The 3,890-nt window shown below is 70.7% G+C and carries 2 protein-coding genes and 1 pseudogene; 1 reads left to right on the top strand and 2 read right to left on the bottom strand.

The features are described from left to right. On the bottom strand, window positions 1-398 hold a 398-nt coding region (locus EQG76_RS11320; protein ID WP_235031317.1), incomplete at its 3' end, for an ABC transporter substrate-binding protein. Between the two features lie 103 nt (window positions 399-501). Continuing rightward, a complete protein-coding gene (locus EQG76_RS11315) occupies window positions 502-2,583 on the bottom strand; it encodes a S9 family peptidase (RefSeq protein WP_159713413.1) in 2,082 nt (693 codons plus the stop codon). A 122-nt stretch (window positions 2,584-2,705) separates the two neighbouring features. On the opposite strand from EQG76_RS11315, the pseudogene EQG76_RS11310 reads away from it, so the two are divergent. Further along, a pseudogene (locus EQG76_RS11310) lies at window positions 2,706-3,890 on the top strand (hypothetical protein); the annotation flags it as partial.

Raw genomic sequence — 3,890 nt, 5'->3', positions numbered from 1 at the left:
GCGCCGCCCACCGCGTGGAACGGGTGGTTCTTGTCCAGCTGCCGCATGAACGTGAACACCACGTCGTCGGCATTGAAATCGCGGGTCGGGGTGAAGTCCTTGGTGGTGTGCCACTTCACGCCCTGGCGCAGATGGAAGGTGTACTCCTTGCCATCCTCGGAAATGTCCCAGGACTCGGCGAGGCCCGGTCCGAGCGTGGTCTCGCCATAGTTGAACTCGACCAGCCGGTTAAAGATCGTCTCCGACGTGGCGTCGAAGGTCGTGCCGGCGGTATAGAATTGCGGATTGAAGCCCTCCGGGCTGCCTTCCGAGCAGAACACGAAGGTCTTGGCTTCCACCGTGCCGCTACCCGCCGCAACGGCCAGCATGGCCGCGGACGCCAATAGTAACTTCTTCATGGTATGTACTTCCGCATGCACCGACCCGGACCTCGATGCCGCAGGCCTGCCGCGGCACCGTTCCACTACAGGGGAGGAAGGCACTCCGATTGTGCCGAGTCAATCAGGTCGTGCCGAGCCGCTCCAGAATGAAGGCGGCGACCAGGGCCCGCTCGTCTAGCGCGTCATACCTGCCGGACTTGCCGAAATGGCCGGCTCCCATGTTGGTCTTGAACAGCAATGGCGCGTCGTCGGTGCGGGTCGCCCGGATCCGCGCCACCCACTTGGCGGGCTCCCAGTAGCCCACCCGTGGGTCGGTCAGACCTGCCGTGACCAGCATGGGCGGCCAGGCCTGGGGGCGGACATTGTCGTAGGGGCTGTAGCTCAGGATGGTGCGGAACGCCCTCTCGTCGGTGATAGGATTGCCCCATTCCGGCCATTCGATCGGCGTGAGCGGCAGGCTCGGATCGGACATGGTGTTGAGCACGTCGACGAACGGCACGTCAGCCACCGCGGCCGCCCACAGGCCCGGGCGCATGGTGACGACCGCACCCACCAGCAGTCCCCCGGCCGAGCCGCCCTGGAGCGCGATCTGGCCCCTGGCCGTCCAGCCGTCCCGGATCAGCATCTCCGCGGCCGCCACCGTATCGGTGAAGCTGTTGCGCTTGTGCTCGCGCCGCCCGGCGAAATACCAGGGCCGGCCGAGCTCGTCGCCGCCACGCACATGGGCGATCGCCACGGCTACACCCCGCTCCAGATAGGTGAGGCGCTGCAGCCCGAAGGAAGGGGAGAGGCCCATGCCATAGGAGCCGTAGGCCGTGAGCAGCACCCTGCCGCTGCCGTCCTTCGGGAAGTCCTTGGGATAGACGATGCTGACCGGCACCCTCGCACCGTCGGCCGCCTCGGCCCACAGGCGCTCGGTCCGCCAGCGCTCCGGCTGGTAGCCGGACGGGATCCGCTGGACCTTGCGCACCTCCAGCCGCTCGTCCGCGACATGATAGTCGTAGACGGTGGGCGGGGTGACCATCGACGAGAAGCCCAGGCGGAGCGTGCCAGTGTCGAACATCGGGTTCTCGCCCAGCCCCGGATCGCCTACTGCCTCGGGAAAGACGATCGGCCGCTCACGGCCGTCGGCGTGTGCCACCACCAGGCGATCCAGCCCGTCCAGCCGCTCGCTGCGCACCAAAAAGCCGTCGAAGCAGTCGACGCCCAGCAGATAGCGCTCGTCGGAGCCCTGCAGCACCTCCTCCCAGTTGGCCGGCTCCGGTGCCGCCAATGGGGCCCGGCACAGGCGGAAGTTCGGATGGGCGTCGTCGGTGCGGATCCACAACGTGCCGTGGCGCTCGTCCACCTCATACCAGCGGCCCTCCCGGCGCGCGTCGATCAGGCGCAGCGGGCCGTCCAGCGAGGGGTCGAGCAGCCGCACCTCGGCGGTCACATGGGTCGAGGCGGTGACGGTCACCGTGGCGCGCGAGCGGGTGCGGCCGATCGAGACGAAGAAGGCGGGATCGCTCTCCTCGTAGACCACCGGGTCCGGCCCGCCAGCACCGATGGTATGCCGGCGCACTCGGAACGGCCGGAGCGACGGGTCCAGCTCCACATAAAGGAAGGAGCGGCCGTCCGCCGCCCAGACCACCGCACCGGACGTGCCCGTGGCGAGGCTGCGGGTGGTGCTGCCGGTGCTCGTGTCCAGCAGGTGGATCAAAAAGCGCTCCGAGCCGTCCTCATCGGTGGCATAGGCGACCAGGCGGTGGTCGGGCGCGGGCATCGGCCCGGTGCAGCGGAAGAAGTCCAGGCTGGCGGCGAGCGCCGGCTCGTCCAGCAGCACGTCCGGCTCGGCCGCCTCCAGGGCACGGCGGAACCAGGTGCGGTACTGGGCGCCGTCGCGAAACGCCCAGTGATACCAGAACCCCTCGCGGCGCACCGGCACCGAGGCGTCGTCCGGCGCCATGCGCGCCTTCATCTCCGCCTTGATCCTGGCGATCTCCGGCTGGAGGCCCTCGGTAGCAGCCGCCAGATAGTCGTTCTCCGCCTCCAGATGCGCCAGGATCTCCCGATCCGTCACGTCCGGAAAGCCCGGGTCGCGCAGCCAGGCATACGGGTCATCCCAGCTTGTGCCGAACCGCTCGTGCTGCACGCTCACGGTGCGGGCCACGGGCGGGCGGGGCAGGGCTGGGCGGGCGGAGGAGGGGTGGTCGGTGCTCATAGGGGTGATGTAGACAATGGGTGGCGCCGGAAAAACCCGGCGATGTCCCATCCGCGAATCGACCGGGCGCCCGATCAGGGCAGCCGGGTCGCAATTGGCGGATCGCGATTGGAAGTGGAGTGATGCAGTCTGCCCGGGCCGTCCCGTACCGTTTGCCGGTGATCCGCCTCCTGGCGGCCGGCCTCCTGCTCGGTACCACTGCCGCGTGCGCGCCAAGCTGGACCCCGGAAAGCGGCCGGCCGGCCACCGACTACAACGTGCCGGCGGACGCGCAGCGGGCGTTCGAGCGCGCGCGGTTCGCCGAGAAGTTCGGTGACCGCTACGGCGCCACCGCCAATTACGAGCTGGCCGCCGCCAGCGGCCACCCCAAGGTCCTGCTGTTCGAGGCCCGCTATTATCTGCGCGGGCCGGACGGGCGTGACCCGGCCAGGGCCAAGGCCGCCCTGGAGCGGGCGGTGCTGGTGGAATCGGAATGGCGGGGCGACGCCCAGTATCTCCTGGGCAAGATGCTGGTGCGCGGCGACGACGGCGTGCCGCCCGAGCCCGAGCGGGGCATGCCGCTGCTGGAGGCGGCCGCTGCGGCCGATGCGCCCGGGGCCGCCGCCGAGTTGGCCCGGACGCTGGAGCGCAGCGGCAGCACCGACCAGGCCCGCATTGACCAGCTCTGGGCGCAGGCGGCCGCTTCCGGCGACGAGCAGGGCATCGTGCGCCATGCCGAGCGGCTGGTGGCTTCAGGGGATGATGGGCCGGCCAAGGCGGCCGCGGTGGCCGCGGCGATGGCGGCCCTGAACGAGCGTGCCGACAGCGGCGACGTGAACGCGATGCGCCAGCTCGCCCGGGTCTACGAGCGGGGCACCCTGGCGCCGGCCGATCCCGAGCAGGCTAGGCGCTGGCTGGCGCGGGCCGCCGAGGCCGGCGATGCCAGCTCCGCCACTCGGCTGGCCCGGCTCACCCGCGAATCCGGTGGCAGCGAGGACGAATGGCTGAACCTGCTCCGCCGCGCGGCGGATGCGGGCGATCCGCGCGCTGCCGGCGGGCTGGCGCGGGCCTATCTGGACGGCGACGGGGTCGAGCGGGATCCGGAGCAGGCCGAGGCCTGGGCGGCCAAGGCGATCGCCGGCGGCGACACCGGAACGATGGCGGTGTTCGGCCGGGCCTATGCCGAGGGCAGGGGGCTGCCGCAGGACGTGCCGCGCGGCCTGGCCCTGCTGGAGGAGGCCGCGGCGGCCGACGAAGTGCGCGCCTATGCCTATCTGGCGCGGCTCTATCTGCGCGCGGAGGACGTGCCGCCCGACCAGGCCAAGGCA

Source organism: Geminicoccus flavidas (genome assembly GCF_009806515.1).
GTDB lineage: Bacteria > Pseudomonadota > Alphaproteobacteria > Geminicoccales > Geminicoccaceae > Geminicoccus > Geminicoccus flavidus.
This window is presented reverse-complemented; position numbering and strand designations above follow the sequence as displayed.

Coding starts and splice junctions, on each gene's coding strand:
- EQG76_RS11315 (WP_159713413.1), bottom strand. CDS start 2,583: ATGAGCACCGACCACCCCTCCTCCGCCCGCCCAGCCCTGCCCCGCCCG.